Below are 24,167 nucleotides of genomic sequence, written 5' to 3' on the forward strand. Positions count from 1 at the left end.
ATACATTCGTTATCGCTCACGGACAATCGCAGTTTAGCTGCTGATTCCGAGTTCTCTTTCACGAAGAACGGTTTTGGCACGAGCTATATCCTTACGTACGTCGCGGATGCGAGTTGGGTTTTCCAGTTGGCCGGTAGCCAATTGAAAACGAAGGTTGAATAGCTCTTCTTTGAATCCAGCGACTTTTTGTTCGAGTTCAACAGAGGTTAGGTTGCGGAAATCATTAGCTTTCATTTGCTTCACCACCCACTTCTTCGCGTTTCACGAACTTCGTTTTAACTGGGAGTTTATGTGCTGCAAGACGCATAGCTTCACGTGCGATCTCTTCAGATACGCCAGCAAGCTCGAACATTATTTTGCCCGGTTTTACGACAGCAACCCATTTTTCTACGTTACCTTTACCGCTACCCATCCGAACTTCAAGAGGCTTTTGCGTAATTGGTTTCGCAGGGAAAATCTTGATCCATACTTTACCGCCACGTTTAATGTAACGAGTCATCGCAATACGCGCTGCTTCGATTTGACGGTTAGTGATCCATGAAGGCTCAAGTGCTTGTAGACCGTATTCGCCGAAGGCTACTTCAGTACCGCCTTTAGCGCGACCTTTCATATGACCACGTTGTTGCTTACGATGTTTGACACGTTTTGGGACCAACATGATTAGTTGCCTCCTTCCTGTGGAGCTTTCTTCTTAGTTGGAAGGATTTCACCGCGATAGATCCATACTTTAACGCCGATACGGCCGTATGTTGTCGCAGCTTCTGCTGTTCCATAATCAATGTCTGCACGCAGCGTATGAAGTGGAACTGTACCTTCGCTATAACCTTCTTGACGAGCAATCTCAGCGCCGCCCAAACGACCGCTAACGGCAGTTTTGATACCTTTCGCGCCCGAACGGATTGTACGTTGGATGGATTGTTTCATTGCACGGCGGAACGAGATCCGACGCTCAAGTTGTTGTGCAATGCTCTCAGCTACGAGAATCGCATCAAGTTCTGGATGTTTGATCTCAGAGATGTTGATGTGCACTTTTTTGCCTTTAGCGATTTTCGACAGTTCGGAACGAAGGTTTTCAACTTCAGATCCGCCTTTACCGATTACCATACCAGGCTTAGCTGTATGAATTGTAACGTTAACGCGGTTAGCTGCACGCTCGATTTCGAACTTGGAGACAGCCGCATCTTTCAATTTGTTTTTGAGGTACTCACGGATTTTAACATCTTCCATGAGCAATTCGCCGAAGTCTTTGCCTGCGTACCATTTGGATTCCCAATCACGGATAATACCAACACGTAGACCGACCGGGTTTACTTTTTGTCCCACACGTTTTCCCTCCTTATTTTTCGGATACCACCAAAGTAATGTGGCTGGTTCTTTTGTTAATCCGGCTAGCACGACCCATTGCGCGCGGGCGGAAACGTTTCATTGTTGGCCCTTGGTTAACAAACACTTGTGTAATCACAAGTTTGTTCACGTCCAATTGGTAGTTGTGCTCCGCATTAGCAATTGCGGAATTCAGCAGCTTCTCAACGATTGGGGAAGCCGATTTTGGTGTGTGGCGCAGAATCGCGATTGCTTCGCCGACTTGCTTACCACGGATCAAATCAACAACCAGCTGAGCTTTACGAGGTGCAATGCGGACGTGGTTAGCGAACGCTTTAGCTTGTTGCATGGATGAACCTCCTCTCGACCTTTATTACCTAACTATTTAACCGATTAACGACGACCAGTCTTCTTGTCATCGTTACCGTGTCCTTTGTACGTACGAGTTGGCGCGAACTCACCGAGTTTGTGGCCAACCATATCTTCCGTCACATATACCGGCACGTGCTTCTTACCGTCATAAACAGCAAAAGTGTGACCGATGAATTGCGGGAAAATTGTAGAACGACGCGACCAAGTTTTGACAACAGTCTTCTTCTCAGCCTCGTTCAGAACTTCAACCTTTTTCAGCAAGTAACCGTCAATAAACGGTCCTTTCTTCAAACTGCGACCCATGGATGATCCTCCCTTCACGCTAGCGTTACGCGACGCAGCGCGTCACGCTCATGACGCCGAGGCGCCTATTACTTCGTACGACGACGAACAATGTATTGGCTCGATGCTTTTTTCTTTTTGCGTGTTTTGAAACCAAGTGTAGGTTTGCCCCATGGAGACATTGGAGATTTACGTCCGATTGGCGCACGGCCTTCACCACCACCGTGTGGGTGATCGTTCGGGTTCATTACAACACCACGTACTTCAGGGCGTTTGCCCATCCAACGGGAACGGCCGGCTTTACCGATTTTCACGAGTTCGTGATCTTCGTTACCAACAGAACCGATTGTCGCACGGCATTTTTTCAGAATACGACGTACTTCGCCAGACGTCAAGCGAATTGTGACGTATTGCTCTTCTTTACCAAGAAGTTGAGCAGTTGTTCCAGCAGCACGAACCAATTGTCCGCCTTTGCCTGGTTTTAGCTCGATGTTGTGGATAACTGTACCTACCGGGATGTTCTCAAGCGGCAACGCGTTACCGATCTTGATGTCAGCATCTGCTCCGGAAACGATTTTATCCCCAACTTTAAGGCCTTTAGGTGCGATGATGTAGGCTTTCGCTCCATCCACATAGTGGATAAGTGCGATGTTGGACGTACGGTTCGGATCGTATTCGATCGTCGCGACGTTACCTACGATACCGTCCTTGTTACGTTTGAAGTCGATGATCCGGTATTTACGTTTATGGCCGCCACCGTGATGACGAACCGTAATTTTACCTTGGTTGTTACGACCAGCTTTTTTGAAAAGCGGCGCAAGAAGCGATTTCTCCGGTGTGCTTGTGGTGATCTCTTCAAATGTCGAGACGGACATACCACGTCGCGCTGGAGATGTCGGTTTATACTTCTTAACTGGCACTTCGATTCCCTCCTTAACCGATATCTAACGTTCTTTCACGAGAAGCCGGGGACTTCTTCGCTAATTAAACTGTTTCGAAAAATTCTAGCTCGTTGCTATCTGCGCTCAATTGCACGATCGCTTTTTTCCACTCGGATGTATATCCGCTGTGTTTACCGTAGCGTTTAGGCTTAGCCGGCATGCGAAGCGTGTTCACGCTCGATACTTTCACTTTGAAGATCGATTGAATCGCAAGTTTGATCTCAGTTTTGTTTGCACGAAGATCAACTTCGAATACATACTTTTTGTTCGCCATGAAATCACTTGTTTGTTCAGTAATGATTGGGCGCTTGATAATATCGCGAGGATTTTTCATTACGCAAGCACCTCCTGTACTTTTTCAACCGCTTCTTTAGTGATAATCAGCTTGTCGTATTTCATAACGTCTAGAACATTGATGCCATCGGCTGCAACGAACTTCACATTAGGAATGTTACGAGCTGAAAGTGCTACATTATCTTCGTAGCTAGCTGTTACAACCAGTGCTTTACGAGCCACTTTCAGGTTGTTCAGAATTGCTACGAATTCTTTAGTCTTCGGTTGCGCGAACGCCAGTTGATCCAGAACGATAATTTCGTTGTCGATCACTTTGGAAGACAATGCAGATTTGATTGCTAGGCGACGAACTTTCTTAGGAAGTTTGAAGCTATAGCTACGTGGAGTTGGTCCGAATACTGTACCACCGCCAACCCATTGTGGGGAGCGAATGCTACCTTGACGTGCACGGCCTGTACCTTTTTGTTTCCAAGGCTTACGACCGCCACCGCGTACTTCGGAGCGTCCTTTTGTTTTGTGCGTACCTCTGCGTTCAGAAGCTTGCTGCAAAAGAACTGCGCTATGCAATACGTGAACGTTTGGTTCAATTCCGAATACCGCTTCGGACAATTCAACCTCGCCAACTTGCGAGCCATTCACGCTATAAACTGCTACTTTCGGCATTTCATGTTCCTCCTTTCTTAGGCGATTATTTCTTCACCGTAGATTTAACTTTTACAAAGCTATTTTTAGGGCCCGGAATGGAGCCTTTAACGAGCAATACATTACGTTCCACATCAACGCGCACGATTTCAAGGTTCTGGATTGTAACTGTTTCGTTACCCATGTGCCCTGGAAGGTGTTTGCCTTTTGGTACGCGGTTCGCTTGGATAGAACCCATCGAACCTGGACCACGGTGGTAACGCGAGCCGTGCGCCATAGGGCCGCGGCTTTGGTTCCAACGTTTGATGTTACCTTGGAAACCTTTACCTTTGGAAGTAGCTGTAACGTCAACGAACTCGCCAGCTGTGAATAGGTCAGCCTTCAATTCCTGGCCAACTTCATATTCAGCAATGTTGATGCTGCGGAATTCACGAACGTAGCGCTTAGGAGCCGTTTCCGCTTTTTTAGCGTGGCCGATTTCTGGCTTAGTAGCTCTCGATACTTTCTTGTCGGAGAAACCAAGTTGTACGGATACGTAACCGTCGTTGTCTTGGTCCTTCTTCTGTAAAACAACACAAGGGCCTGCTTCGATAACCGTAACCGGAATTACGTTACCTTCAGGAGTAAACACTTGCGTCATTCCAAGTTTTTTACCTAAGATACCTTTCATGTTGACACCTCATTTCCTTTCCATTTTCAAATATGCATAACTTACAGTTTGATTTCGATATCTACACCGGATGGCAGATCTAAGCGCATCAATGCATCAACCGTTTGCGGCGTTGGGTTAACAATGTCGATCAAACGCTTATGAGTGCGCATTTCGAATTGCTCCCTAGAATCCTTGTACTTGTGTACCGCACGCAGAATGGTGATGATTTGCTTCTCAGTAGGAAGCGGAATCGGCCCAGACACGCCTGCACCGGAACGTTTCGCAGTTTCAACAATCTTCTCTGCGGATTGATCCAGAATTCTATGATCGTATGCTTTCAAGCGAATACGAATCTTTTGCTTAGCCATATAAGTCCCTCCTTCTATCGCCCAATTTAGTATCGGACATACTCCGCAAGAAAACCCGACACGCCCCTCATGGCAAAGGAGCCGTGTGTGTCGGCAACCTCTCGCATCATCGCAACGTCACAGACCAACGCTCACTATTATATCTGAAACGCTGGGCGAATGCAACAAAAATGTTGGCTTTGTAAAAAGAAAAGATTGTCCGACCTTCGTTGCGTTTCGCGACGTAAATAATGGCCTGCGGCAGCTGTTGTAATCCTGTTGCTTCATATATAGAACATAATCGGTGACAACAGGATTACAAAGGCTGCACGTAAACTCTTCGGCTCATTATTCACTTTGCTTCACAACTTTGTGTTGGCACCAAAGCATTTCTTTCTAACAAAACCCATGAAAGAAAACATAATAAAAAGTGGCTTTAACATGAAGCCACTTTTTCATCAGTTCGATCAGTCACTTTGCCATTGCTAGCTTGCCTGTGCTGTTTCAGCGCCTGCGTCTTTGTCTTCACTTATAATAGTGAAATTCGAGCTTTTACGCAAACATCAAAATTTAGTAATAAAAAAGCCCCCACCGAAGTGAGGGCTTTATGAGCTGCAGCTTACGCTGCAGTTTCATTATTTTTGGATGGAAGCTACAGCGCCGGCGCCTACAGTACGGCCACCTTCACGGATTGCGAAGCGAGTACCATCTTCCAGAGCGATTGGAGCGATAAGCTCAACCGTTACTGTGATGTTGTCGCCTGGCATAACCATCTCAGTACCTTCAGGCAAGCTGATGATACCAGTTACGTCAGTTGTACGGAAGTAGAACTGTGGACGGTAACCTGTGAAAAAAGGTTTGTGACGTCCGCCCTCTTCTTTAGTCAGAACGTAGATTTGAGCTGTAAAGTTCGTGTGTGGTTTAACGGAACCTGGCTTAGCAAGTACTTGACCACGCTCGATGTCTTTACGGTCTACACCACGAAGCAATGCGCCGATGTTGTCACCAGCTTGTGCGGAATCAAGCAATTTACGGAACATTTCTACGCCTGTTACGATACATTTGCGAGTTTCTTCAGCAATACCGATGATTTCAACTTCGTCAGATACTTTAACTACGCCACGCTCAACGCGTCCTGTAGCAACAGTACCACGACCTGTGATTGTGAACACGTCCTCAACTGGCATAAGGAACGGCTTCTCAGTATCACGTTGTGGAGTTGGGATGTAAGTATCGACTTGTTCGAACAACTCGATGATTTTGTCAGCCCATGGGCCATCTGGGTTTTGAAGAGCTTCACGAGCAGCGCCGCGGATGATTGGAGTATCATCACCTGGGAACTCATATTCGCTAAGAAGGTCGCGAACTTCCATCTCAACGAGTTCAAGCAACTCTTCATCTTCAACCATGTCGCATTTGTTCAGGAATACGACGATGTAAGGTACGCCTACTTGGCGGGAAAGAAGGATGTGCTCACGCGTTTGCGGCATTGGGCCGTCAGCTGCGGATACAACCAGGATTGCTCCGTCCATTTGTGCAGCACCAGTGATCATGTTTTTAACATAGTCGGCGTGACCTGGGCAGTCAACGTGTGCATAGTGACGGTTAGGAGTTTCATACTCAACGTGAGCAGTGGAGATTGTGATACCGCGCTCGCGCTCTTCTGGAGCTTTGTCGATTTGGTCGAATGCTACAGCAGCACCACCGTATCTTTTCGAAAGAACTGTAGTGATTGCAGCCGTCAAAGTTGTTTTACCATGATCGACGTGACCAATTGTACCAATGTTAACGTGCGGTTTATTACGTTCAAATTTAGCCTTAGCCATTGAACTATTCCTCCTTAATAAGTAGAAGATTATGTGATCGGCTGTGCGGGAGCTTAATGCCCCCAACATTCAGCCAAAGTGCAACTTATGAGATGCAAGTTGTCAAAGAGCTACTAGTTAGCAGCGCCTTTGGATTTGGAGATGATCTCTTCCGAGATCGAACGTGGTACTTCTTCATAGTGCGAAAGCTCCATGGAGAACACGCCGCGACCTTGTGTACCGGAACGAAGTGTAGTGGAGTAACCGAACATCTCAGCCAGAGGCACCTTAGCACGAACGATCAACGCACCATGGCGTGTGTCCGAACCTTCGATACGACCGCGGCGGGAGCTCAACATACCCATTACGTCGCCCATGTACTCTTCAGGAACGCTAACTTCTACTTTCATGATAGGCTCAAGCAAAATCGGAGAACATTTCTCTTTCGCTGCTTTAAGCGCCATCGATCCAGCAATTTTGAACGCCATCTCCGAGGAGTCAACGTCATGGTAGGAACCGTCGACTACGACTGCTTTGATGTCAACAACCGGGAAGCCGGCAACGACACCATTTTTCATCGATTCTTCGATACCTGCTTGAATTGGAGCAATGAACTCACGTGGAATCGAGCCACCCACGGTTTTGTTCTCAAACACAAAGCCTGAGCCTGGCTCAAGCGGGGAGAATTCAACCCAGCAATGTCCGAATTGGCCGCGTCCGCCGGATTGACGAACGAATTTACCTTCGACCTTCGCAGCCGTTTTGAACGTCTCACGGTAAGCTACTTGAGGCTTACCAACGTTTGTTTCGACTTTGAATTCACGAAGCATACGGTCAACTAGAATTTCAAGGTGAAGCTCACCCATACCAGCGATAATCGTTTGGCCGGTCTCTTCGTCCGTGTGAGCACGGAACGTAGGATCTTCCTCAGACAGCTTTTGAAGAGCAATACCCATTTTGTCTTGGTCAGCTTTTGTCTTAGGCTCAACCGCAAGCTGGATAACCGGCTCAGGGAAGTTCATGGACTCAAGGATAACCGGGTGCTTCTCATCACAAAGCGTATCGCCAGTAGTTGTATCTTTCAGACCTACAGCTGCTGCGATATCACCGGAGTAAACTTCGCTGATTTCTTGACGGCTGTTAGCGTGCATCTGAAGGATACGACCGATCCGCTCACGTTTGCCTTTCGTTGCATTCACAACGTATGAACCGGAGCTAAGTACGCCGGAGTATACGCGGAAGAACGTCAGTTTACCTACGTAAGGGTCAGTCATGATTTTGAACGCCAATGCTGCGAAAGGCTGGTCGTCAGCAGACTTGCGGATCGTCTCAGTACCATCTTCAAGGTGACCCTTGATGTCTGGAACGTCGATTGGCGATGGCAAGTAGTCAACAACTGCATCAAGCATCAATTGAACGCCTTTGTTACGGTACGAAGAACCAACGATTACTGGGAAGATCTTAACATCGCAAACACCTTTGCGAAGTACGGATTTAATCTCAGCAACAGTGATTTCTTCGCCTTCGAGATATTTCATTGTGAGCTCTTCATCAAGCTCAGCAACTTTCTCGATCAGTTCCAAGCGAAGTTCTTCGACTTGGTCCTTATATTCCGCAGGGATTTCAATTTTCTCCGGATCTTTACCAAGATCGTCTTTGTACTTGTAAGCAACTCGTTCAACCAAGTCAATTACACCTACAAAGTCGTTCTCAGCGCCGATCGGCAATTGAATTGCCACTGCATTTGCGTTAAGACGCAAGCGCATATCTCTAACTACGTTAAGGAAGTCTGCGCCGATAATATCCATTTTGTTGACGTAAGCGATCCGCGGTACGCCGTAACGATCAGCTTGACGCCAAACGGTTTCGGATTGCGGCTCTACGCCTTCTTTCGCACTGAAAACACCAACGGCCCCGTCCAATACACGCAGGGAACGTTCAACTTCAACAGTGAAGTCAACGTGCCCCGGGGTGTCGATAATATTAATGCGGTGACCATGCCATTGAGCAGTAGTAGCAGCGGAAGTAATCGTGATTCCGCGCTCTTGTTCCTGCTCCATCCAGTCCATCGTTGCTGCACCTTCGTGCACCTCGCCGATTTTGTGGGTACGGCCTGTGTAGAACAGGATCCGCTCTGTCGTGGTAGTTTTACCTGCATCAATATGCGCCATGATCCCGATATTACGCGTATTTTCCAAGGAGAACTCTCTTGCCATAATTCAGTCTCCTTTCGATTAAGCGAATTCTACCAACGATAGTGAGCGAATGCTTTATTCGCTTCAGCCATTTTGTGTGTATCTTCGCGTTTTTTCACGGATGAACCAGTGTTGTTGGAAGCATCGATGATTTCAGCTGCCAAACGTTCTTCCATTGTTTTCTCACCGCGGTTACGTGAATAGTTCACGAGCCAACGGAGACCAAGCGCTGTACGGCGCTCCGGTTTAACTTCAATTGGTACCTGGTAGTTCGAACCGCCTACACGGCGTGCCTTAACTTCAAGTACTGGCATGATGTTCTTAATTGCTGCTTCAAAAACTTCCATCGGTTCTTTACCCGTACGCTCGTTGATAAGTGTGAACGCATCATACAAAATTGTTTGAGCGACACCGCGTTTACCATCGATCATGATACGGTTGATCAAGCGAGTTACAAGCTTGCTGCTGTACAACGGATCTGGCAATACATCACGTTTTGCTACTGGACCTTTGCGTGGCATGTGGAAGTCCCCCTTTCTTCTAGTTTTTCATTTTAGGATGAGGATAACCGTCGCCGGCTATGCCTTATTTTTTAACTTTAGGACGTTTAGTTCCGTATTTGGAACGAGCTTGTTTACGGTTGTTTACACCCGCTGTATCAAGCGCACCGCGAACGATATGGTAACGAACACCCGGAAGATCTTTTACCCGGCCGCCGCGTACCAATACTACGCTATGCTCTTGCAGGTTGTGTCCAATACCGCCGATGTAAGCTGTAACCTCAACGCGGTTTGTCAAACGTACACGCGCATATTTCCGCAAAGCGGAGTTCGGTTTTTTCGGAGTCATCGTACCTACACGTGTACAAACCCCACGTTTTTGTGGTGAACTAAGGTTTGTCTCTTCACGTTTCAATGCATTGAAACCTCTTTGCAGGGCTGGCGATTTCGATTTAACGACTTTCGCTTCACGGCCTTTGCGAACGAGTTGGTTAATTGTTGGCATGTTGCATCCCCCTTCCTCACTTAGTAAAACATTTCAAGACATATTGGCTATTTAAGCCCACAGATCCAGGCGGTTCATAAAGAAACAAACGAAAGTTTCTACCTTGTCATTCAACTCGGTAAAAACGTTACTTCTTTATTCGATTTCCGGTATAACCGCTGCCATCGCTGCACCAACTTCAATTCCACAGGTTTCCCCAAGGTCCTTCATTGATTCAGACCAGATGATTGGCACTCCCGATGTTTCGCAAAGCCGAACAATACTGTTCTTCAGCCGCGGATCTGTATCTTGTGCTACATAGACTTGAGTGGCTAATCCTTGCTCAACCATCTTCGTCGTTTGCTTGCTACCAATTACAAATCGCATCTCAACCATCCTTCCAAGTCAGTCAAAACTAGAACGATCAAGTTTCGTTAATGACATGCGTAGAGGTTGTGCGATTTGGCACACTACGACATATTAGCATCTAGGCTTGGTAATTGTCAAGCACGACTCTTTAAGAATTACAGGAGAAAATGGATTATCATGACATGGCATGACGGCGCAAAGAGCGGCAGGCTTACTTCCGTTTGCAACGGCTGCAGCCCCGCTCGCTCTTTGTCCTCATGCTGCCTTATATCACTTCCCGATTAAGACTCAACCGGTACGCTCTCTGCTTCAACTTGCAGTTCTTCCATGCCTGGTTCATCATCCATACCAGCTACATGCACGCTGCGATAACGCTGCATACCTGTACCTGCCGGGATGAGCTTACCAATGATAACATTCTCTTTCAAACCAAGCAACTGGTCGACTTTACCTTTGATAGCGGCATCAGTCAAGACACGAGTTGTCTCTTGGAATGAGGCTGCTGACAAGAAGGAGTCAGTTTCCAGGGATGCTTTAGTAATACCCAGCAATACCGGTTTAGCTACCGCCGGCTCTTTGCCGGAGAGAATTGCGTCGCGGTTTGCCGCTTCATACTCATGAATGTCAACAAAAGCACCTGGCAGCAACGTTGTGTCGCCAGCTTCTACGATACGGATTTTGCGAAGCATTTGCTTCACCATAACCTCGATATGCTTATCGTTGATTTCTACCCCTTGGTTCCGGTATACGCGTTGAACTTCCTGAAGGATATAGTTCTGAACGCCACGGATGCCTTTAATACGGAGCATATCCTTCGGATCGATCGAACCGTCTGTGAGCTCATCGCCGGCTTCGATCTGCTTGCCTTTGGCTACGCGGATACGCGAACCATAGGTAACAGCATAAACTTTTGATTCTGCTTCACCTTGAACTTCGATTTCACGGCGGTCTTTCGTTTCGCGGATGTCTTTAATGACACCGTCGATTTCGGAAATGATCGCTTGACCTTTCGGGTTACGTGCTTCGAAAAGCTCTTGGATACGCGGCAAACCTTGCGTGATATCGTCTCCGGCAACACCGCCGGTATGGAAAGTACGCATTGTAAGCTGTGTTCCCGGTTCCCCGATGGATTGAGCAGCGATAATACCGACCGCTTCACCGATCTCAACGAATTTACCTGTTGCCAAGTTACGTCCGTAGCAAATTTTACATACGCCATGACGAGCACGGCAGCTAAGAACGGAACGGATTTGCAGGCTTTCTACTCCAGCAGCGATAAGTTCCTCTGCTTTATTGGAATCGATCAACTGGCTGCGGTGTAGAATGATTTCGCCGTTTTGTGGATTACGTACAGTTTCAAAGGAGTAACGGCCTTCAATACGGTCGTAGAGATCTTCGATAACCTCTTTACCGTCTTGAATTTTACTTACTCTAAAGCCTTTGTCTGTTCCGCAATCATCCTCACGAACGATTACATCTTGTGCAACGTCAACCAGACGACGAGTCAGGTAACCTGAGTCAGCTGTACGCAATGCAGTATCGGCAAGACCTTTACGCGCACCATGCGTCGAGATGAAGTACTCGAGTACGGTTAGGCCTTCACGGAAGTTGGACTTGATTGGCAATTCGATAATCCGACCGGATGGATTCGCCATCAAACCACGCATACCGCCAAGCTGCGTAATTTGCGATTTGTTACCCCGTGCTTTGGAATCCACCATGAGCATGATGGAGTTGTAACGATCCATCGATTTCATAAGGATTTCAGTGATTTGATCTTTGGTTTTGCTCCAAATTTCAATTACACGGTCATAACGTTCTTCGTTTGTAATCAAACCACGACGGTATTGATTCGAAACGACTTTTACTTTCTCTTCGGACTCTCTCAAGATCTCAACCTTCTCAGGAGGTACGATAACGTCAGATACCGCAACCGTAATACCTGCACGAGTCGAGTACGTAAAGCCCAGTTCCTTGATCTTGTCGAGCATGATCGAAGTTCTGGTTGTGTGGTATTGACGGAAGCACTCCGCAATAATTAAGCCGAGATACTCTTTACCTACACCGCCAATTTGAGCCAACCCATCCATAAACTTAAGCAAGTCAGCGCCCTTATCATGGACAAAATATTTATCCGGGGTACCTTGCAGCAAGTTCACCTTGGTAGGTTCATTGATGTAAGGGAAATCCGGCGGGTAAATTTCGTTGAAGATTACTTTACCAACCGTGGTGCAGATCAGCGTCTTCTGCTGTGCATCCGTGAAGGACGTTTTCTTCAGAACTTTAACCGGAATAAATATACGTGCATGCAGCGATACAATACCGCGTTGGTATGCAGAGATCGCTTCGTTTACAGTAGCGAATACAGAACCGCTGCCTTTACCCTCTTTGTTGTCCATCGTCAGGTAGAAGCTTCCGAGAACCATATCCTGTGAAGGCGTTACGACCGGCTTGCCGTCTTTCGGGTTCAAAATGTTACCCGAAGCAAGCATGAGCAAACGTGCTTCAGCTTGCGCTTCAGCAGAGAGCGGTACGTGAACTGCCATTTGGTCACCGTCAAAGTCCGCGTTATAAGCGGTACATACGAGCGGGTGAAGTTTAATTGCGCGACCTTCAACCAAAATCGGTTCGAACGCTTGGATACCCAAACGGTGAAGGGTCGGGGCACGGTTGAGTAGAACCGGGTGCTCCTTGATTACTTCTTCTAGCACATCCCAAACTTCTGGGCTGACACGTTCAACTTTACGTTTCGCACTCTTAATGTTGTGTGCAAGACCTTTGTTAACGAGTTCCTTCATAACGAATGGCTTGAAGAGCTCAAGCGCCATTTCTTTCGGCAATCCGCATTGGAACATTTTCAAGCTAGGACCTACGACGATAACGGAACGACCGGAATAGTCAACCCGTTTACCGAGCAAGTTCTGACGGAAACGTCCTTGCTTACCTTTGAGCATATGGCTGAGCGATTTAAGCGGACGGTTACCTGGACCCGTTACCGGGCGACCACGGCGGCCATTATCGATCAAAGCATCAACCGCTTCTTGAAGCATACGCTTCTCATTCTGCACGATAATATCCGGAGCACCGAGATCGAGCAGACGTTTCAGACGGTTGTTACGGTTAATTACACGACGGTACAAGTCATTCAGGTCAGACGTTGCAAAACGTCCACCGTCAAGCTGTACCATTGGACGAAGTTCCGGCGGAATGACCGGCAGCACATCAAGAATCATCCATTCCGGCATATTGCCGGAGTTACGGAATGCTTCGATAACTTCAAGACGTTTGATCGCACGGTTACGACGTTGGCCTTGAGCGGTACGAAGATCTTCTTTCAATGTTTCAAGCTCACGCTCGACATCGATGTCTTGAAGCAGTTTCTTGACTGCTTCTGCACCCATGCCGGCATGGAAGCCATAGCCGTACTTCTCACGGTAGCTGCGGTATTCTTTCTCGGACAACAGCTGCTTTTTCTCAAGCGGCGTATCGCCTGGATCCGTTACCACATATGATGCAAAATAGATGATCTCTTCAAGAGAACGAGGCGACATATCAAGCGCCAGCCCCATACGGCTCGGAATTCCTTTGAAGTACCAGATATGGGATACAGGAGCCGCTAGCTCGATATGCCCCATACGCTCACGACGCACTTTCGCACGCGTTACTTCAACACCACAGCGGTCACAGACAACGCCTTTATAGCGAACGCGCTTGTATTTACCGCAATGACATTCCCAGTCTTTCGTCGGTCCGAAAATCTTTTCGCAGAAAAGACCTTCTTTCTCCGGTTTTAAAGTCCTGTAGTTGATCGTTTCCGGTTTCTTTACTTCTCCGCGGGACCACGATCGGATTTTATCCGGAGATGCCAATCCAATCTTCATATACTCGAAGTTGTTCACGTCCAACAAGGAGCAACCCTCCTTCGTCATGGTTCACTAATATGCTGTATTTAACGCCGTTAACGGCTAAAGGAGCACAGCGCAAGCGGCTCCTTCAACCTTACATCCGCCCGTGAAGTTGGACTTCGGCATGCTTATGACTTCCGGCAGGAAAGCAACGATTACTCGACGCCTACTTCTGCACCTTCCAAATTGAGGTTGAGCTTGTCATTCGCTGCATCATCCTCATCGTCCATCTCTTTCATTTCGATCTCTTCTTCATTCTCAGATAGGATCTTAACGTCCATACCTAAGCTCTGAAGCTCTTTGATCAAAACTTTGAAGGATTCAGGCACGCCCGGTTCCGGAACGTTCTCACCCTTCACGATAGACTCGTACGTTTTGACACGGCCGACGACATCATCGGATTTCACGGTCAAAATCTCTTGCAATGTATAGGCAGCCCCATATGCTTCAAGCGCCCAAACTTCCATCTCCCCGAAACGCTGACCGCCGAACTGCGCTTTACCACCCAGCGGCTGCTGAGTAACAAGTGAGTAAGGACCAGTTGAACGAGCATGGATTTTGTCATCAACCATGTGCGCCAGTTTAATCATGTACATGACGCCGACAGTTACTTCACGCTCGAACGGCTCACCGGAGCGTCCGTCGTAAAGAACGGTCTTACCGTTACGCTGCATACCTGCTTCTTCCATGGAGTCAAACACGTCATACTCACGCGCTCCATCGAATACCGGTGTTGCAGCATGGATGCCAAGTTTCTTACAAGCCATACCAAGATGGACTTCCAGTACTTGACCGATGTTCATACGCGAAGGTACACCCAACGGGTTAAGAACAACCTCTACTGGCGTTCCGTCCGGTAGGAAAGGCATATCTTCTTCTGGGAGGATACGAGCGATAACCCCTTTGTTACCATGGCGTCCTGCCATCTTATCCCCTTCAGAGATCTTACGTTTCTGCGCGATGTAGGCACGAACCAATTGGTTAACGCCTGGCGGCAATTCGTCGCCATTCTCACGAGTAAATACTTTAACGTCTACGACGATACCATCAGTACCATGAGGTACACGCAAGCTAGTATCACGTACTTCACGCGCTTTCTCACCGAAAATCGCATGCAGCAAACGCTCTTCAGCCGTCAATTCCGTAACCCCTTTAGGCGTTACTTTACCAACGAGAATGTCCCCTGCGCTAATTTCAGCACCGACGCGGATAATTCCACGCTCATCCAAGTTGCGGAGCGCTTCTTCACCGACGTTCGGAATGTCGCGCGTAATTTCTTCCGGTCCGAGTTTCGTGTCACGTGCTTCCGACTCATATTCTTCGATATGAATGGACGTGTACACATCCTCTTTAACGAGTTTCTCGCTTAGTAGGATCGCATCCTCATAGTTGTAGCCTTCCCACGTCATAAACGCAACGACAACGTTACGTCCGAGCGCCAATTCGCCCATTTCCGTGGAAGGACCATCCGCAAGGATATCACCTTTCTTCACGATGTCGCCTTTACGGCAGATCGGACGCTGGTTGATACAAGTACCTTGGTTAGAGCGCATGAACTTATGCAGCTTCGATTTCACCAAGTCGCCTGTTACCGGCTTACCGTCAATCATCTCAACGCGGCGCAGCCAGATCTCATTGGCTGATACGCGTTCGATAACGCCATCGTATTTCGCAACGATACATACACCTGAATCTTTAGCAGACTTATGTTCCATACCCGTTCCGACAAGTGGAGACTTCGGAATTAGAAGTGGAACAGCCTGCCGCTGCATGTTGGATCCCATGAGCGCACGGTTGGAGTCATCGTTCTCAAGGAACGGAATGAGCGCCGTAGCGACGGATACAACCTGTTTAGGCGATACGTCCATATAGTCAACACGTTCAGTAGGCATGGTCAAAATATTGTCAGCCTGTTTGTTGTAACGAACGATAACCGCATCGTCGAGGAACTTACCTTCGTCGGTAAGCTTCGCATTCGCTTGCGCGATGACGTAGTTATCTTCTTCATCAGCAGTCAGGTAGGCAATTTGCTCCGTAACAATAGCCGTCTTCGGATCTACCCAACGGTAAGGAGCTTCGATAAAGCCATATTCATTAATACGCGCGAATGTCGACAAGGAGTTAATCAGACCGATGTTCGGTCCCTCCGGCGTCTCAATCGGACACATACGGCCATAGTGAGAGTTATGAACGTCACGAACCTCAAAGCCCGCGCGCTCACGCGTCAAACCGCCGGGTCCGAGTGCAGACAGACGACGTTTGTGCGTCAGTTCAGCAAGCGGATTGGTTTGGTCCATAAACTGCGAGAGTTGGGATGAACCAAAGAACTCTTTAATCGACGCAATAACAGGACGGATATTGATAAGCGCCTGCGGTGTAATCGCATTAGCATCCTGGATGGACATACGCTCTCGAACAACACGCTCCATACGGGACAAACCGATACGGAACTGGTTCTGAAGCAGCTCGCCAACCGAACGAAGACGACGGTTACCTAGGTGGTCAATATCATCCGTGCTTCCTACGCCGTGCAGCAAATCTATGAAATAATTGATGGAAGCGATTATATCAGCAGGTGTAATATGCTTAACAGCTTTGTCGATAATGCCGTTGGCAATGACCTTAATCACTTTAGTCTCATCAAGCGGGGAGTATACGCTCACCGTTTGAAGCGGAATACTATCCGCATCAAGAACGCCATTTGCCACATTGTACGTTTTGAAGCCTACATTGTTCTCCAGATGAGGGATTAGCTCATCCAGCAAACGACGGTCGATCATTTGACCAGCTTCCGCCAGGATTTCCCCTGTAGAAGGATCAATCAGCGTTTCCGCAAGCCGCGTGTTGAACAGACGGTTCTTAATGTGCAGCTTCTTATTGATTTTGTAACGACCTACGTTTGCCAAATCATAACGCTTTGGATCAAAGAAGCGCGCTACCAGCAAGCTCTTTGCATTATCAAGCGTAGGCGGCTCACCCGGACGGAGTCTTTCGTAAATCTCGATAAGAGCTTTTTCCGTGGAATCGGTGTTATCCTTATCCAGCGTGTTTCGAATATATTCGTCATGGCCCAGCAATTCTAAAATTTCAGCATCCGTGCCGAATCCAAGGGAGCGAAGAAGCACTGTAACCGGGATCTTCCGAGTACGGTCAATACGAACATAAATAATGTCCTTCGCATCGGTTTCAAGCTCCAGCCACGCACCGCGGTTTGGAATCACCGTAGCCGTATAATTTTTCTTGCCGTTTTTGTCCACTTTCGTGCTAAAGTAAACGCTAGGTGAACGAACCAATTGGCTGACGATAACACGTTCCGCGCCATTAATAATAAATGTGCCCGTCTCGGTCATCAGCGGGAAATCACCCATGAACACTTCTTGCTCTTTCACTTCACCAGTTTCTTTGTTAATGAGTCGAACCTTAACACGCAGCGGTGCCGCATAAGTCACGTCGCGTTCTTTCGACTCATCGACAGAATACTTAGGCTCGCCAAGTGAATAGTCGATGAACTCAAGCATCAAATTACCTGTAAAATCCTGAATCGGCGAAATGTCTTGGAAAAGCTCAAGCAAGTCCTTCTCCAAAAACTTCTCGTACGATTTTTGTTGGATTTCAATCAGGTTCGGAACTTCGAGCACCTCGCGGATGCGGGCATAGCTTCTACGCGTGCGACGCCCATACTGAACAAGTTGTCCTGCCAACTTAACCTCACCCCTCATGTCTGCTTCACAGAAAGTGAACAATGACCTTGTATAAACAAGCTTAAACAGTTCGCTAATCGTACCCGTAAATTTGCGAGCAAGACCGCGAACGTTTATCACATTGTTAAAACCAGAATGTGCAGCAGGCAAATTCTGATTCAAATAAAGAAAAGCCCTTATCGAGAAATCGAAAAAAGAGCATGCTTCTGTCAGCCACAACTCTGTGGTACAATAAACCACAAAAGTCTCATATCAAGTAATTTTGACCCAAAATGTAAACATTATACGTCAAATCCGCTGTTTCTATTCATTTAAAATAGCGCTTGACATTTTAGTGGACTAAAGAGATTGTGCCCATTTTAATGCTGACATTTCATAATGATATCACATCAGAAAAGTCAAGTCAACAAAATGTTGCGTTTTTCCCTAGACTTCCTTCTGTGCCCTAAATATGCGATAACCCTTTTCTTTCGTAACCTCTTCCACGTTTCCAAAAATCGCTTCGAGCTTCGCCGCCGCAGATGGTGCCCCTTGCTTCTTCTGAATGACCACCCACATCGCCCCGCCAGGTACTAACAGCTTCGCACCTTCTTCAAATATCCGATGGACAACCTCTTTGCCCGCCCGGATCGGCGGATTCGTTATGATCGTGTCGAAAGTTTGACCCATCACCCGTTCATAAATGTCGCTTTGCAACACTGTGGCGTTCAAGATCCCATTCAACTTCAAGTTTTCCGTTGCCAACGCAACTGCACGTTCATTAATGTCGATCATCGTTACATGCCCGTGCTCAGCCAGCTTCGCTGCTGTAATACCCATTGGCCCATAACCACAGCCGACATCCAGCACCTTCGCTTGCTTATCCAGCTGAAGCGCTTCGACAAGAACTCGACTGCCAAAGTCTATGCCGGTTTTCGAGAAAACGCCTGCATCCGTCATAAAACGCAGCTTATAGCCACAAAGCTCGGTCTCGAGAAGATGCCGATCATGCGCGGTTCCCGGTGTACGTGTGTAATAATGGTCTGACATCATATCCCTCCCATCCGGAACAACCTTAAAAATCAAGGAAACCCCTTGAAGCCGAAGCTTCAAGGGGTTTCCGCTATAAGCGGTTATTACTTCACTTCTACGGAAGCGCCTGCTTCTTCAAGCTTAGCTTTGATAGCGTCAGCGTCTTCTTTGGAGATTCTTTCTTTAACTGCTTTAGGAGCGCCGTCAACAAGGTCTTTCGCTTCTTTCAGGCCAAGACCTGTGATTTCGCGAACTGCTTTGATAACGTTGATTTTGGAAGCGCCAGCGTTGTTCAAGATTACGTCGAACTCAGTTTGCTCTTCAACTACAGCTGCTGCTGCGCCTGCTGCTGCAACTGGTGCTGCTGCTGTTACGCCGAATTCTTCTTCGATTGCTTTAACCAGGTCGTTCAGTTCTAGAACGTTCATGCCTTTAATGGCTTCCAAGATTTGTTCTTTACTCATGAGAGAAACCTCCAATAGTTTGTTTTGTTTTTGTTTTATTTCTTATATTCAGATGAATACGGCGTGCCGAGCTCGGCCCGACACAAAACCAATCATCTTAAGCTTCTTGTTTCTCTGCAACAGCTTTAACTGCAAGAGCAAAGTTGCGCATTGGAGCTTGAAGCACGCTGAGAAGCATGGACAGCAAACCTTCTTTGGAAGGTAGATCCGCCAGTGCTTTGATTTCTTCCGCGTTGAAGACTTGACCTTCAACTACGCCGCCCTTAAGTTTAAGTGCGTCGTTTTTCTTAGCGAAATCAGCCAAAATCTTAGCTGGAGCAACTGCATCCTCTTTGCTGAAAGCGATAGCCGTAGGGCCAGCCAGAACAGCATCCAATTCAGTCAGTTCCGCTTGTGCAGTCGCACGGCGAACGAGGGAGTTTTTCAATACTTGGAACTCGATGTTCGCTTCGCGCAATTGTTTACGGAGCTCAGTTACTTGCTTCACGTTAAGTCCACGGTAATCAGCAACAACTGTGCAAGAACTCTCGCGAAGTTTAGTCGTGATGTCTGCAACAGCCAGCTCTTTACCTTGAATGATTTTTGCGTTTGCCATAATGTACACCTCCCGTTATGTTGTCAACATCCCGATTAATGCAGCGGAATCCTTCCACGCGATGCATGAGAAAGGCCCCCGCAGACGTAGCGAAGGCCATGATGGTCCGTAAATCACTTCCTGCCAATCGGCGAAAAGCGCACAAACACGTTTATCATAACACCTCGGTAGGAAATTAAGCCGAGCGGGCACCTACTGTCTTCGGTATGCATATTCGATTATCAATTTCTGTTTCTCTTAGCGGAACGAAGCAGCGTTCAAACGAGCGCCGGGACCCATTGTCGAGGAAACAGAAATACCTTTCAGGTAAACCCCTTTAGCTGCAGCCGGTTTTGCACGGTTCAGCGCATCGATCAGTGTTTTCAAGTTTTCGTTCAGCTTCTCGGAGTCGAACGATACTTTACCGATTGGTGCATGGATTTGACCTGCTCTGTCAAGACGGTATTCAATCTTACCAGCCTTGATTTCTTGTACGGCTTTCGTAACGTCAAACGTTACTGTACCCGCTTTAGGGTTAGGCATAAGGCCTTTACCACCGAGGATACGGCCGAGTTTACCAACTTCAGCCATCATGTCCGGAGTAGCAACGCAAACGTCGAACTCGAACCAGCCTTGTTGGATTTTTGCGATTACGTCAGCATCGCCGACATAATCTGCGCCTGCTGCTTCTGCTTCTTTGGCTTTATCGCCCTTAGCAAAAACGAGTACGCGTTTTGTTTTACCAGTACCGTGAGGAAGTACAACTACGCCACGAACTGCTTGGTCTTGTTTCTTAGGGTCTACACCCAAACGTACAGCAACTTCAACCGTTTCGTCGAATTTAGCTGTAGCGGCTTTCTTAACGAGTTCAATCGCTTCAGCAGCCTCGTATGTTGCTTCAACATCGATCAGCTTAACAGCTTCAAGATATTTTTTACCGTGTTTAGCCATTAGAATTCTCCTCCTTATGTGGTAGTAACGGAAAATCCTCCCTGTGAAAGGGAGATCCTCCCACCTGAGCGAAGCAGCGCTTCGTCAGTCAGACAACGCCATCTGGTGTGTCTTCTGTCAGCCGTTAACGACTAGTCTTCAATAACAACGCCCATGCTGCGCGCTGTACCTTCAACCATGCGCATAGCTGCTTCTACAGAAGCTGCGTTGAGGTCAGGCATTTTTTGTTCAGCGATCTCACGAACGACAGAACGTTTAACCGTCGCAACTTTCTTCTTGTTCGGCTCTCCGGAACCTTTAGCAATCTTAGCAGCAACGCGAAGAAGTACTGCAGCCGGCGGCGTTTTCGTTTCGAAAGTAAACGAGCGATCTTCAAAAACAGTGATTACAACTGGGATAATCAAACCAGCTTGATCTGCAGTACGAGCGTTAAACTCTTTACAGAAAGCCATGATGTTAACCCCTGCTTGACCTAGCGCTGGACCGATCGGCGGAGCCGGATTCGCTTTACCCGCTGGAACTTGCAGTTTAACCAACTTGATGACCTTTTTTGCCATGATGAACACCTCCTTGCCGTAATAATCACACGCAAGTCCAAGAAACCGCGATTAGACCTTCTCTACTTGATTGTAGTCAAGCTCAACCGGTGTTTCTCTTCCGAACATGTTGACATGCACCTTCAGCTTACTCTTGTCGAGCAGAATTTCTTCCACTGTTCCGACAAAGTTAGCGAACGGCCCGACTTTAACACGTACCGTTTCCTTCAGATCGAATTCAATCTTAGGCTTCGGTTCTTCCATGCCCATATGGCGCAAAATTTGTTCCACTTCATCAGGCAGAAGCGGTGTAGGTTTTGAGCCAGAGCCAGTCGAACCGACAAATCCGGTTACGCCGGGTGTGTTGCGAACGACATACCAGGAATCATCCGTCTGAACCATTTCCACAAGAACATAGCCGGGGTAAACTTTACGCATGACGGTTTTCTTCTTGCCGTCCTTGTCTACCACTTCTTCTTCCATAGGAACAAGCACACGGAAGATCTTGTCTTCCATGCCCATCGATTCAACACGTTTCTCCAAGTTCGCTTTTACTTTGTTCTCATACCCTGAATAGGTGTGAACAACATACCATCTTTTCTCCATCGTTTCCATAACAAGCCACCCTTGGCCCCTTCTTAAACAATCAGTTCGACCAATGCGGAAATTCCGATGTCAAGAACCCAGAAGTAAACTGTCACCGCTATAATCGTAAAGAATACTACGAGTGTATAGCTTGTCAATTCCTTACGGCTTGGCCAGCGGACTTTCTTTAATTCCGCGAAGCTGTCGGTGAAGAAGGAAAAAGTCGACCCGAAGCTTTGCTTCAGCTTAGCTAAAAATGCCACGTCCACCAACCTCCATAATGACCTTATCGAGTTTCGCGATGAGGAGTATGCTCGTTACAATACTTGCAAAACTTCTTCATCTCAATACGGTCGGGGTGATTCCGTTTGTTCTTGCTGGAAGCATAGTTTCTTTGTTTGCAGTTTGTGCAAGCCAACGTAATAATTACCCGCATTGCTGACACCTCCCGAACTTACCATAAATAAATAAAGTGTGAAACGTTGTATGTGAACCCAGCCTGATTTTGGTCCCATAATAAAAAAAGACCTATTTAGGGCTACCAAAACACTTTATCACAAGCAATAGGTAGTGTCAACGGAAAACTATTCCTGCACACTTGCTATTCTTGTGCTGCTTGCTCACATCTCAGACAGGGCGACAACAACACAAAAAGAGCCGACAACTTCCATTCCGCAGTAAACAGTATGATCCGGACAAGGACATTTCAAACCTCGAAAAGCCCTCCCATTAAAAAAGAGCCGCAATCGGCTCCCTGGTTTCATCCATTTAGCTACCAATATCACGCAATTCCAAATACCGTTCGAGCTTCCGTTTCACCCGTTGAAGCGCATTATCAATGGATTTCACATGCCGATCCAAATCAACGGCGATCTCTTGATAGGATCTTCCATCCAAATAGAGCATAAGCACTTTACGTTCAAGATCACTGAGGATCTCGGACATTTTATCCTCAAGACCTACAAACTCTTCTTGATTGATAATGAGTTCTTCCGGATCCGAAACTCTCGTTCCGCAAATGACGTCAAGCAGCGTGCGATCCGAATCTTCGTCATAGATTGGCTTGTCCAACGAAACATAAGAATTAAGCGGGATATGCTTCTGACGGGTTGCCGTCTTAATCGCCGTAATGATCTGCCTTGTTATGCACAGTTCGGCAAAGGCTTTGAAAGAAGCTAACTTATCACCCTTAAAATCTCGTATCGCCTTATAAAGGCCAATCATGCCTTCTTGGACGATATCTTCGCGGTCGGCCCCAATCAAGAAGTAGGAACGCGCTTTGGCACGGACAAAGTTCTTATATTTATTGATTAAATATTCCAGCGCTTCGCTGTCACCCTCGCGAACCGTCTCGACAATGTCTTCGTCCGTTTTGCAGTCATAATCCAGCGTTTTCCATTCTCTGAGGTCGATGCTCACGAACAATCCCTCCGGCTCGAAAGGCGTACAATGCCCAAAACTATCAGTAGCTTAATCTATAACCGGCGCGCAATGTCTCAAAACTAGAGCAAATAACATATCTGAAACAACCTTCTACAACGTACCCTACGTGTAGAAACTTAGACTCAGTATACATTATGTAACCTTCAACCGTCAATGATGATCCCGCTGAAAACATGCTAATTATCTAGCAAAAATGGGAATTCCAACCGACTTAAATGAGAATTTCAAGCTAATATCTCACATGCCGGTAACGTAAAAGTCTAGCGCTTACATTTGACCTCTGCGCCATTGTTCCAGTTTCATTCGTACATCATTGCTAATATTACCATCCAGCTCATTGCGAACCGTCGTTTTCTGTTCGACCTTTCGCTCAATTGCTTTACGGTTTTGCTGGATTTCGATAAGCAATTCTCTGGCTGATTTCCGCAAGGCACCTTTACCGAAAGTGACCGCCTGCTCAGCCATATCGGATGTCGCGACATGAATGTTGCGGCTTCGAAGCGCAAGCTCCGACGCAAGACGCTCAATACAAGCGTCGGCTGTTTCTTTCTCCTTCGTAAACACGACGGTCAGCCTATGCTGTTTGAACGTGGAGCCTGCTCCGGGAACTTGATGCGCATCGAATACCACGATGACCTTCATACCGGTGAAGCCTTGATAGTCCGCCAGCATTTCCAGCAGTCGGTCCCGCGCATCCTCTAAATCCTTATCTCCCAAAGCTGACAGGACCGGCCAAGCGCCAATCATGTTATATCCGTCAACCAGCAGAACGTCATCCCGCCGCTGCATCG

Annotated in this window: 27 protein-coding genes and 1 other annotated feature; all 27 genes read right to left on the reverse strand. The window is 47.3% G+C overall.

The annotated features are described in order from the left end of the window. Positions 1–33 precede the first annotated feature (33 nt). The 27 genes from rpmC to AC0YN4_RS30915 all read right to left on the reverse strand — a co-directional run bounded on the left by rpmC (position 34) and on the right by AC0YN4_RS30915 (position 24,165). A complete protein-coding gene (gene rpmC / locus AC0YN4_RS30785) occupies positions 34–234 on the reverse strand; it encodes a 50S ribosomal protein L29 (RefSeq protein ID WP_090583239.1) in 201 nt (66 codons plus the stop codon). Beyond that, the gene (rplP, locus tag AC0YN4_RS30790; RefSeq protein ID WP_090986323.1) at positions 224–658 is read right to left on the reverse strand and encodes a 50S ribosomal protein L16; all 435 of its coding nucleotides are present in this window, start codon (positions 656–658) and stop codon (positions 224–226) included. Before rplP ends, rpmC begins: the two co-directional genes overlap by 11 nt. Before the next feature lie 2 nt (positions 659–660). Beyond that, entirely contained in the window at positions 661–1,323 is a 663-nt protein-coding gene (gene rpsC, locus AC0YN4_RS30795; protein WP_475784661.1) for a 30S ribosomal protein S3, read from the reverse strand. A 13-nt stretch (positions 1,324–1,336) separates the two neighbouring features. Beyond that, positions 1,337–1,672, reverse strand: coding sequence for a 50S ribosomal protein L22 (gene rplV, locus AC0YN4_RS30800; protein WP_090986326.1), 336 nt, complete (start codon positions 1,670–1,672; stop codon positions 1,337–1,339). Between the two features lie 44 nt (positions 1,673–1,716). After that, positions 1,717–1,998 (reverse strand): 30S ribosomal protein S19, encoded by a 282-nt coding sequence (gene rpsS / locus AC0YN4_RS30805; protein ID WP_090986328.1) that lies wholly within the window; start codon positions 1,996–1,998, stop codon positions 1,717–1,719. Between the two features lie 68 nt (positions 1,999–2,066). Continuing rightward, a complete protein-coding gene (rplB, locus tag AC0YN4_RS30810; RefSeq protein ID WP_090986330.1) occupies positions 2,067–2,897 on the reverse strand; it encodes a 50S ribosomal protein L2 in 831 nt (276 codons plus the stop codon). 64 nt (positions 2,898–2,961) lie between these two features. Continuing rightward, entirely contained in the window at positions 2,962–3,252 is a 291-nt protein-coding gene (gene rplW, locus AC0YN4_RS30815) for a 50S ribosomal protein L23 (RefSeq protein WP_210663952.1), read from the reverse strand. Then, complete coding sequence (rplD, locus tag AC0YN4_RS30820) at positions 3,252–3,875, reverse strand: 50S ribosomal protein L4 (RefSeq protein WP_475837563.1); 624 nt, start codon at positions 3,873–3,875, stop codon at positions 3,252–3,254. The genes rplW and rplD overlap by 1 nt, the downstream gene beginning before the upstream one ends. A gap of 25 nt (positions 3,876–3,900) precedes the next feature. Continuing rightward, a complete protein-coding gene (gene rplC, locus AC0YN4_RS30825; RefSeq protein WP_475784663.1) occupies positions 3,901–4,524 on the reverse strand; it encodes a 50S ribosomal protein L3 in 624 nt (207 codons plus the stop codon). A 41-nt stretch (positions 4,525–4,565) separates the two neighbouring features. After that, positions 4,566–4,874, reverse strand: coding sequence for a 30S ribosomal protein S10 (gene rpsJ, locus AC0YN4_RS30830; protein WP_005544556.1), 309 nt, complete (start codon positions 4,872–4,874; stop codon positions 4,566–4,568). Between the two features lie 614 nt (positions 4,875–5,488). Next, positions 5,489–6,679 (reverse strand): elongation factor Tu, encoded by a 1,191-nt coding sequence (tuf, locus tag AC0YN4_RS30835; RefSeq protein ID WP_475784664.1) that lies wholly within the window; start codon positions 6,677–6,679, stop codon positions 5,489–5,491. A 113-nt stretch (positions 6,680–6,792) separates the two neighbouring features. Further along, complete coding sequence (gene fusA, locus AC0YN4_RS30840; protein WP_475784665.1) at positions 6,793–8,874, reverse strand: elongation factor G; 2,082 nt, start codon at positions 8,872–8,874, stop codon at positions 6,793–6,795. A gap of 29 nt (positions 8,875–8,903) precedes the next feature. After that, the gene (gene rpsG / locus AC0YN4_RS30845; RefSeq protein ID WP_090986341.1) at positions 8,904–9,374 is read right to left on the reverse strand and encodes a 30S ribosomal protein S7; all 471 of its coding nucleotides are present in this window, start codon (positions 9,372–9,374) and stop codon (positions 8,904–8,906) included. 64 nt (positions 9,375–9,438) lie between these two features. Next, positions 9,439–9,858 carry a 30S ribosomal protein S12 gene (rpsL, locus tag AC0YN4_RS30850; RefSeq protein ID WP_090583216.1) on the reverse strand — a complete coding sequence of 140 codons (420 nt, stop codon included), beginning with the start codon at positions 9,856–9,858 and terminating at the stop codon, positions 9,439–9,441. Positions 9,859–9,993: 135 nt separating this feature from the next. Continuing rightward, positions 9,994–10,224 (reverse strand): ribosomal L7Ae/L30e/S12e/Gadd45 family protein, encoded by a 231-nt coding sequence (locus AC0YN4_RS30855; RefSeq protein ID WP_475784666.1) that lies wholly within the window; start codon positions 10,222–10,224, stop codon positions 9,994–9,996. A gap of 263 nt (positions 10,225–10,487) precedes the next feature. After that, positions 10,488–14,114 (reverse strand): DNA-directed RNA polymerase subunit beta', encoded by a 3,627-nt coding sequence (gene rpoC / locus AC0YN4_RS30860; RefSeq protein ID WP_475784667.1) that lies wholly within the window; start codon positions 14,112–14,114, stop codon positions 10,488–10,490. Between the two features lie 152 nt (positions 14,115–14,266). Continuing rightward, positions 14,267–17,830, reverse strand: a complete 3,564-nt coding sequence (gene rpoB, locus AC0YN4_RS30865) for a DNA-directed RNA polymerase subunit beta (protein ID WP_475784681.1) — start codon at positions 17,828–17,830, stop codon at positions 14,267–14,269. Between the two features lie 408 nt (positions 17,831–18,238). Continuing rightward, on the reverse strand, positions 18,239–18,841 hold the full coding sequence (locus AC0YN4_RS30870) for a class I SAM-dependent methyltransferase (protein ID WP_475784668.1): 603 nt from the start codon (positions 18,839–18,841) through the stop codon (positions 18,239–18,241). 86 nt (positions 18,842–18,927) lie between these two features. Further along, positions 18,928–19,287, reverse strand: a complete 360-nt coding sequence (rplL, locus tag AC0YN4_RS30875) for a 50S ribosomal protein L7/L12 (protein ID WP_475784669.1) — start codon at positions 19,285–19,287, stop codon at positions 18,928–18,930. A gap of 97 nt (positions 19,288–19,384) precedes the next feature. Beyond that, a complete protein-coding gene (gene rplJ, locus AC0YN4_RS30880; protein WP_475784670.1) occupies positions 19,385–19,882 on the reverse strand; it encodes a 50S ribosomal protein L10 in 498 nt (165 codons plus the stop codon). A 59-nt stretch (positions 19,883–19,941) separates the two neighbouring features. Beyond that, positions 19,942–20,105 (reverse strand) — a sequence feature (ribosomal protein L10 leader region). Between the two features lie 14 nt (positions 20,106–20,119). After that, on the reverse strand, positions 20,120–20,812 hold the full coding sequence (gene rplA, locus AC0YN4_RS30885; protein WP_090986355.1) for a 50S ribosomal protein L1: 693 nt from the start codon (positions 20,810–20,812) through the stop codon (positions 20,120–20,122). A gap of 131 nt (positions 20,813–20,943) precedes the next feature. Continuing rightward, a complete protein-coding gene (gene rplK / locus AC0YN4_RS30890) occupies positions 20,944–21,369 on the reverse strand; it encodes a 50S ribosomal protein L11 (RefSeq protein WP_090583195.1) in 426 nt (141 codons plus the stop codon). Positions 21,370–21,420: 51 nt separating this feature from the next. Beyond that, positions 21,421–21,954, reverse strand: coding sequence for a transcription termination/antitermination protein NusG (gene nusG / locus AC0YN4_RS30895; RefSeq protein ID WP_090986393.1), 534 nt, complete (start codon positions 21,952–21,954; stop codon positions 21,421–21,423). Between the two features lie 32 nt (positions 21,955–21,986). Beyond that, positions 21,987–22,196, reverse strand: coding sequence for a preprotein translocase subunit SecE (gene secE / locus AC0YN4_RS30900; RefSeq protein ID WP_090986359.1), 210 nt, complete (start codon positions 22,194–22,196; stop codon positions 21,987–21,989). A gap of 23 nt (positions 22,197–22,219) precedes the next feature. Further along, a complete protein-coding gene (rpmG, locus tag AC0YN4_RS30905) occupies positions 22,220–22,369 on the reverse strand; it encodes a 50S ribosomal protein L33 (protein ID WP_090583192.1) in 150 nt (49 codons plus the stop codon). Positions 22,370–22,701: 332 nt separating this feature from the next. Beyond that, positions 22,702–23,352: an RNA polymerase sporulation sigma factor SigH gene (sigH, locus tag AC0YN4_RS30910; protein WP_090986361.1), complete on the reverse strand. Its 651-nt coding sequence runs from the start codon at positions 23,350–23,352 to the stop codon at positions 22,702–22,704. 291 nt (positions 23,353–23,643) lie between these two features. Continuing rightward, entirely contained in the window at positions 23,644–24,165 is a 522-nt protein-coding gene (locus AC0YN4_RS30915) for an NYN domain-containing protein (protein WP_475837564.1), read from the reverse strand. Between the last annotated feature and the right edge of the window lie 2 nt (positions 24,166–24,167).

Source organism: Paenibacillus sp. J22R3 (assembly GCF_056269305.1).

Bases quoted from the DNA above. Each gene is read 5' to 3' on its own strand.
- rpmC (WP_090583239.1), bottom strand. From the start codon at position 234: ATGAAAGCTAATGATTTCCGCAACCTAACCTCTGTTGAACTCGAACAA.
- rplP (WP_090986323.1), bottom strand. From the start codon at position 658: ATGTTGGTCCCAAAACGTGTCAAACATCGTAAGCAACAACGTGGTCAT.
- rplV (WP_090986326.1), bottom strand. From the start codon at position 1,672: ATGCAACAAGCTAAAGCGTTCGCTAACCACGTCCGCATTGCACCTCGT.
- rpsS (WP_090986328.1), bottom strand. From the start codon at position 1,998: ATGGGTCGCAGTTTGAAGAAAGGACCGTTTATTGACGGTTACTTGCTG.
- rplW (WP_210663952.1), bottom strand. From the start codon at position 3,252: ATGAAAAATCCTCGCGATATTATCAAGCGCCCAATCATTACTGAACAA.
- rplD (WP_475837563.1), bottom strand. From the start codon at position 3,875: ATGCCGAAAGTAGCAGTTTATAGCGTGAATGGCTCGCAAGTTGGCGAG.
- rplC (WP_475784663.1), bottom strand. From the start codon at position 4,524: ATGAAAGGTATCTTAGGTAAAAAACTTGGAATGACGCAAGTGTTTACT.
- rpsJ (WP_005544556.1), bottom strand. From the start codon at position 4,874: ATGGCTAAGCAAAAGATTCGTATTCGCTTGAAAGCATACGATCATAGA.
- tuf (WP_475784664.1), bottom strand. From the start codon at position 6,679: ATGGCTAAGGCTAAATTTGAACGTAATAAACCGCACGTTAACATTGGT.
- fusA (WP_475784665.1), bottom strand. From the start codon at position 8,874: ATGGCAAGAGAGTTCTCCTTGGAAAATACGCGTAATATCGGGATCATG.
- rpsG (WP_090986341.1), bottom strand. From the start codon at position 9,374: ATGCCACGCAAAGGTCCAGTAGCAAAACGTGATGTATTGCCAGATCCG.
- rpsL (WP_090583216.1), bottom strand. From the start codon at position 9,858: ATGCCAACAATTAACCAACTCGTTCGCAAAGGCCGTGAAGCGAAAGTC.
- AC0YN4_RS30855 (WP_475784666.1), bottom strand. From the start codon at position 10,224: ATGCGATTTGTAATTGGTAGCAAGCAAACGACGAAGATGGTTGAGCAA.
- rpoB (WP_475784681.1), bottom strand. From the start codon at position 17,830: ATGAGGGGTGAGGTTAAGTTGGCAGGACAACTTGTTCAGTATGGGCGT.
- AC0YN4_RS30870 (WP_475784668.1), bottom strand. From the start codon at position 18,841: ATGTCAGACCATTATTACACACGTACACCGGGAACCGCGCATGATCGG.
- rplL (WP_475784669.1), bottom strand. From the start codon at position 19,287: ATGAGTAAAGAACAAATCTTGGAAGCCATTAAAGGCATGAACGTTCTA.
- rplJ (WP_475784670.1), bottom strand. From the start codon at position 19,882: ATGGCAAACGCAAAAATCATTCAAGGTAAAGAGCTGGCTGTTGCAGAC.
- rplA (WP_090986355.1), bottom strand. From the start codon at position 20,812: ATGGCTAAACACGGTAAAAAATATCTTGAAGCTGTTAAGCTGATCGAT.
- rplK (WP_090583195.1), bottom strand. From the start codon at position 21,369: ATGGCAAAAAAGGTCATCAAGTTGGTTAAACTGCAAGTTCCAGCGGGT.
- nusG (WP_090986393.1), bottom strand. From the start codon at position 21,954: ATGGAGAAAAGATGGTATGTTGTTCACACCTATTCAGGGTATGAGAAC.
- rpmG (WP_090583192.1), bottom strand. From the start codon at position 22,369: ATGCGGGTAATTATTACGTTGGCTTGCACAAACTGCAAACAAAGAAAC.
- AC0YN4_RS30915 (WP_475837564.1), bottom strand. From the start codon at position 24,165: ATGCAGCGGCGGGATGACGTTCTGCTGGTTGACGGATATAACATGATT.